This window comes from Bilifractor sp. LCP19S3_H10, from assembly GCF_052119185.1.
Classification (GTDB): domain Bacteria; phylum Bacillota; class Clostridia; order Lachnospirales; family Lachnospiraceae; genus Bilifractor.
In genome coordinates this window covers 40,125-46,794 of sequence record NZ_JBQKFT010000021.1, presented here as the reverse complement: position 1 = coordinate 46,794, position 6,670 = coordinate 40,125, and the positions used below count along the sequence as shown (strand labels likewise).

Here is a 6,670-nt window from a genome sequence, read left to right as displayed (position 1 = left end):
ATATGTCTTGCTGCTTCCGCTTGTTGCATCCGCAGTGATGACGTTACCTTTTCCTTCCGGCATCGGATCCGTATAGTCCGTATCCTTTCCTGCCAGTGTAAACGTCCAGTTATCACCCTCCTGGAACTCGCGGTTCTTCAGTTCCTTTGTGACATCGAGTTGGATCTCGCCCTTAGCATCATGTGTACTATTATAAGTATTATTAAATACAGGAATATCACTCGGATTACCATTTGCGTCCGTAATAGATGAGCTGTCTACTACGTATTTATGACTTACATTATCTAATTTTACCTGGACTGTAATATGATATTCGGTTGAATCATACTTTACATTAGGTTTTTCCGTATTATTTTCTTTTAATACGTAATAATTTATTCCTTCTTGGTTATACGTAATGTTATCGAATTGAATATCACCAGACGACTCATTCTTTTGAGTCTGAATAGGAGATCCCTTTATCTTAAAGTTTTCATCTGCATTATAAAGACTAAAACTGAAATCGTTTCCGTTTAATGTCCCTCCCTCAAAATTCTTCTTTGCTTTAAGTTTGTATCCTGCTTCAGCTGGAGCCTGCAAATTATGATTGTGATAATGCCATTCGCCATTTCCTCCACTATACTTATCACAAACCAAAACTCCGCCCGAAGTATTGCTTTTGGAAAACTCAGCTTTGGGTGCAATAAAAATACCACTCGTCTCTTTAGTTATATTGAGTTTAGTAGCATTAGGAGCATAGAATATAATTTGCTGCATGATATTATCTGCTTCTTCACTCTTATTTGCCACATAGGTATTCATCGAAATGCCATTGACTTCATAATCATTGATGTCGAGTTCACCACTCGTTGTACAATAGAAAACAATGGTCTGATCATCATTTTTTTTAATATTCAGATTTTTTGTTGCGTCTGCAGTTGAAATCTGCTTTCCAGTAAAGTTAACCAAGTAAGTACCAGCATCTGATCTTGTAAAATCAAGTATTAAATCACACGGTTGCTGATTACTATCTTTTCCATTTTCCAAAGTTTTTATTTCATCTGGTAATTCAGCAGGAATATATTTTGCAAAGTTTGTGTTGATATCATTTATTACTTTAGAAACATCAATGCTTTTTTGTTCAATATTACTACCATTAATTCCTTCCAATTTTACAGTCTTCGACTCATATTGTGTCCACGCTTTATTGCCAAGATAAACATTTGCCGGTGACTGATGAAAGCGCACAAGATTTATATTATCATCGAATGAACCAAAATAGTCATTACCACCCGCATTGCTATAATTACTGGATGCGCCTACCTCAGCAGCACTTGATGTATACGATCCAACCATTACATTGGTCTCAGTATCGCCACTCTGGCTATACTTGTTTGCTACAATACCATAGTCATACCCTTCGCCAAGTGCCGACTGCAGATTCATATCTTGAATCTTCACAGCGGAAACATTCGGATCAGAATGAACTGCAAATACTGAAAAGCTTGTAGCACTGAAGTCAACGGAATTGTTATCAACGGAAGCATCCGCGTTAACATCCTCTACCTTCACATCATCTGCACTGATATTGGTAGCATCTGCTGTTGTGTCGTTGCTCTCCTTCACCGCATCGGTCAGCGGCAGGTGTTTGATCTCAACATCGGAATCATTGTCTGCGTCAAGGCTCTTGGTCAGCTGATCTTTCTTGAAATTTACGCTGATCTTTACTGCGCCTTCTGCCGGCTGTACTTCTACTTCCTTCTGTGTTACATTGCCGTCTTCATCCTTCTCTTCTACCGGATAGATGAAGGCCATATCGTACAGAAGGGTGTTCTCGTCGGTGTACTGTTTTTCTGTATCAGAATCAGACGATGCTGCCGCGTCGTCGTTCAGAGCGTTCATGTAAGCATCGTAATTATAATCCGTACTGTCCTTTGTGACCGGCGTTACACGGAACTCCGCATTATCCGGAACTGCCTTCGGGTCATCGAGGGTTGCTGTTACGCTTACCAGATCATCCTCATAGGAATATTCTCTCTTGGTCGCATCCTTGCGGGCTTCATCGATCTGCTCAGATGCAGTAAGGTTCTTGTCTTCCTCCTCAGAAGATGAGGATACGGAAGAAGATGCTGTAGAATCCGCCGCCGTTTCCTTATTTTCGGAGTCGGCAACAGTTGCAGGTGTCGTTCCCTGCTCCGCTTCTGCTGCGGTTTCCGCATTTTTATTTTCTTCCGCAGACGGAGCCGCACTTTCCTCCGCTGCCTGCTCGGTACCGTTCAGACCGATCTCCTCGGTTCTGGTGGTATCGTTCTGATCTACGTTTGCTACCGTTGTTTCATCCGCATTCTCCGAAGCGGAAGCATCGGTATCTGCACTCGTCGTTCCCTCGGCGGTTGTCTCCTGTACCGGTGTATCCTCAGCAGCGCGGAGTCTTACATTGGATGTAATACCGCTTGCCGCCACCATGGAAATGGAAAGAAACAGCGCCATCCATTTTCGGAATGTATTCTTGTTCTTCATCGTTCTCTCTCCTCCCGCATAGTACCGTCAGTGTTTCAGGGCTTTTCTTCTGCGTATAAGCAGAACCGCAAGAACCGCACACACCGCAAGAGCCGCAATGCTGATCACCATGATGACAAGGTTCCTTGTGGAATTCTTGTCCTTATCGGAATTCAGCTTGATATTGCTCTCAGGTGTCTGAATCTCGTCTGCCTGAACACCATCAATGGAAACATCACCGGAATCATTGTCGCTTCCCGCTGCGTTGTTATCCGTTCCTGCAGTGTTGGCTGTTCCTGCACCTGCAGCGGAAGAAGTTTCATCCGTTCCTGCAGTGCCGTTTCCTGCGTTCGCGTTTGTGCTGTTTCCGGTATTCGCCGTTCCATTCGATACGTTCCCGGCAGCAACTGGTGCGATCGCTGCGCCTGTGGAATCATTGGTTGACACTACCGTACTGACTCCTGTGTCTGTATTCCGCATAACCGTTCTTGTAATTCCCGGGATGACCCGATACGTTGTACCGCCGTCTGTGACGGTCACCTCCTGCACTTCCTCTCTGGTGATGACCACTTTCTGGAATGCGGTGTTGTTCTCATCGTAGTAATAAACGGTATAGGTCTCCTTCGGGGAATAGAAGTTGTGATCTACATACGCAGCCTGGCCGGCGATCCGAAGATAATGTACGTTATTGATATCAAAGCTGTCCGGAAAATCAATTCTCGTATCACCCTCTGAGGTTACGGTCTGTGTCCGGCTCTGAAGCACATTTCCGTTTGCGATGTCTACATACTGGATATTGATCTCTCTACTCTTGACCTCGGACGAATTGCTGTAGCCTTCCGGATCATAGTAGACATACATCGTGTGATTGCTGTCGTCATACGAATGGGTGAACGACCTGTCAAACGCCTTATTGATCGTGTAAGTAATTCCGTTCTTCGTGATCTTCTTCTCCGGCGTGAAGGTTCCATCCTTGCCCGGTTTCACCTTGACAACCTTCGAATCGATGCAGCGGTTTGTCTCGGAGTTGTACAGAAGAATGTACCAGCTGTAGCTCTGTCCCGAATCTGCCGTCTGCTTCTGATACCGGATCGTGTAAGTCCTTGTGGTATCGGAAACCTCATGTGTAATCTTCGTTGGATCCTTCGCATGATAATTCACGGTTTTTCCATCCTCTGTCACGGAGAATGCATTCGGAGCCTCGAAGGTTTTTGTCTTTCCGTTTACATAAAAGGTTCTGGACGTAATCGTGCTTCCGTCATCTGCGTTCACATAGTTGACGGTGACCGGATAACGCGTGTCAGTATCCTTGGTCAGAGTGTAGTAGACGTTCTCAACTGCGGTATCCTTGCTGTCATTCTCCTTTGAGGATCTGGTGTACAGCTTGCTTCCCGGCGCCAGCGTCTCCGGAATCATGTCTTTTGATCCGGTGAACATATAAAGCAGCATGCCACCATCCTCTGTCATGCACTTGTAGGTCTTCTGCGAAGCCGCAGAATCCGCATTTTTCTGATGCTCACGGTAGGTGAAGACCATATCGCCTTCAATGTCATACTCAGAGGAAACCTGCATACAATCAGATTCGGCGCTGAGTGCCCCCTCCGGTCCGCTCACGATATCGTAATCTTTCCCGTTTTTATAGAAGGTGGAACGCACCGAAATATCCCCGGAGGGTCCCCATTTTTCACCCTTCGATGCATCGAATGACTCCAGAACATTGCCTTTTTCGTCCTGGAAGGTGATCGTATAGTCACCCTTCTTGTCATTTGAACCCGATTTTACCCCGGGTTTGTCATCCGTGCTCCCGGCGGACTCCGAAACAACGCTGTTCTCCTGCGTCCCGTCCGCCCACACCGGCGGTGCCGCCGCGGTCATCATAAAGGCCGACATAGCCAGTGCAGAAGCCCTCATCAGCAGCTTTCTGTAGCTCTTCTTCTCTCTCATCTATCTCTCTCCCTTCCCATCCTGTTCCTATTCAAATACTGCAATAGCTGATTATTCTTATATGCATGATTTTTCTTAAATCACACCATCCCTGAAACCTGTGCAGGCCTTCCGAAAACGTTTCCGTGAATCGTCCCAAAAAAGGACCGCTTTTCCCGCAATCTGAAAAGCAATCCTCTGATAATGCCTGCTAATATTTATTTATGGGTTGCACAATTGCTGTTCATTTCCGATACAAAAGTGCTGTATCCCTGCTTGTCTTTGTTACAGTACCTTATGTACCTTCACGAATATTATGTTTCCAAGGTATGATTATTTATTAATATAAAACCATTTTCATCCATATGCAAGTATCTGAATTATTTTTTATTGAATAATGTATTGTCCAACAATTGGTAATACCATTTTCCCCGGCAAAAAAATAACCGCCTGGGAGTATACATCTCTGCATCCGCCCGGCGGTTATCCTTCTTATTCATTATGATATTATCTGCTCTGCAATTACATCTTGAAATCCGTCCGTTGCCGGATCTCGAAATCCGTCAGTTTCCCTGGATCATGAAATCCATCAGGGCCTTGATATCTTCCGGCTCGGAAGCTACGATCTCCAGCTCCGGAATTGCTGCCTCATTCGAGAAGATATTTGCCAGTGATACATACTGGCTGAGCTTGGATTTGAGGTTCAGTCTGTCGCCCTCTGCGGTAACCAGCTCTACGCGGCCCTTGCAATTATCAATCACCTTGAAAAAACCGTCTACATCCTTAATGTTCTGCAGTTTCATTGTTGTACACCTCCAATACTGTTCTCTACTGCTTACCTTCTTCTGATGATCCTGTCCTCTTATTCTTGGGACAAAAACTCATCCTGCCCGATGTCCTTCAGACAAATTTCAATGCGCTATGAATTCTGTATGAATTAAAACTCGTCCTGCCTGATGTCCTCCGGACAAATTTCATCATACCATGAATTCTGTATGAATTGAAGGCAGTTTTTAATATCCATTGTAATTATTCGTCTGTCCGTAGTTCGCAGTCCCACCGTACGTGCCGTCCCCATAGCCGGCCCCTGCTCCGTAACCGCTGTTATAGGTGCCATCGGCATTGCCGCTGCTGTAGCTGCCGCCGGCATTGCCGCTGCCATATGTGCTGCTGTCTGTTCCGCCGTAGCTTCCTGCACCTCCGTAGATATCCGTACCGTTCGTTCCCGCGCCGTTGGTTCCGGTTCCGCCGGCTGTGTTTCCTGCTCCTGTACTTCCATTTGCTCCGCCAGCTGCGCCGCCTGCCGTTCCCGCAGTTCCGGACGCGGAAGCATCGGTACCGGATCCTGAGGCTCCGGCAGACTGCGTCCCTGTACCTGCCGCACCGTTTGTATCCGTTCCCGCTCCCGCCGCTGTCTCTCCGGTCGGAACTCCGTAGACGTCAACCTCATTGATGCAGGTATCATCATAATCCGTTCCCTTATACACCTCGTCGATGGTCATCTTGATCTCGGATGTCTCGACATCCTTCGAGAGCTCCACGCAGAATTCCTTCTTCTCGTCCGGGAAGGTGACCTGAACGCTCTGATCGCCGAACTCGAAGGTCATCGTCTTCGGACGGTTGTTCATGGTGTAATTATCATCCGAGCCGTACCAGTTTCCGAGGCGCAGCACAAGGAATCTCACCTTGCAGACCTGATCCAGATGATAGGTGACACTCTCACCGATTCCGGATCCGTCCATTCCTTCCTGCCAGCTGCTGTCCTTCGATCCATCGTACAGAACATGCGGTGTGTTGTCGATTCCCGCCTGCGAAATCGTCGATGTCGCATCGGCGCTCGCCACGGTTACCTGTGAATACCCGAGCAGATCAATCTGCGACTGACGGCTTGCGTCCACAATGGAGGCTGTCAGCTTGTCCTCCTCTGCCCCCGGCGTCACAGATGGCTCTGAGGTGGAAGAGACAGAAACCGAAGACGAGGAACTTGTGACCGATTCCTCCTCCGGAGTCGGCGTTGCCTTAATCGTGACCTTCTGCGGAGAATTGTTCTGTCCGTCTTTCAGGAATTTCGATATGCCGAACATCGCGCCGATTCCCGCGGCAAGAATCACCAGAATCAGGATAATTCCCATAAGCAGCAGCTGGCGCTCTCTCTTTTTTACCCGAACCTTATCCAGCCGTCTGCCGCAGCGGGAACATCGCCTCGCAGTATCCGGATTTTGTTCACCACAATATGGACATCTCATAAAATTCCAGTCCCTCCAGTTTT

At 46.9% G+C, this 6,670-nt stretch carries 4 protein-coding genes; all 4 read right to left on the bottom strand.

Annotation, left to right across the window (positions count from 1 at the left end; translation table 11 throughout):
• A partial coding sequence (locus ACTQZS_RS13155) for a Spy0128 family protein (protein WP_441476211.1) occupies positions 1-2,499 on the bottom strand: 2,499 nt, incomplete at its 3' end.
• Positions 2,500-2,526: 27 nt separating this feature from the next.
• Entirely contained in the window at positions 2,527-4,422 is a 1,896-nt protein-coding gene (locus ACTQZS_RS13150) for a hypothetical protein (RefSeq protein WP_441476210.1), read from the bottom strand.
• Between the two features lie 542 nt (positions 4,423-4,964).
• Entirely contained in the window at positions 4,965-5,204 is a 240-nt protein-coding gene (locus ACTQZS_RS13145; protein WP_441100523.1) for a polya polymerase, read from the bottom strand.
• A 210-nt stretch (positions 5,205-5,414) separates the two neighbouring features.
• Positions 5,415-6,647, bottom strand: coding sequence for an NADase-type glycan-binding domain-containing protein (locus tag ACTQZS_RS13140; protein ID WP_441476209.1), 1,233 nt, complete (start codon positions 6,645-6,647; stop codon positions 5,415-5,417).
• Between the last annotated feature and the right edge of the window lie 23 nt (positions 6,648-6,670).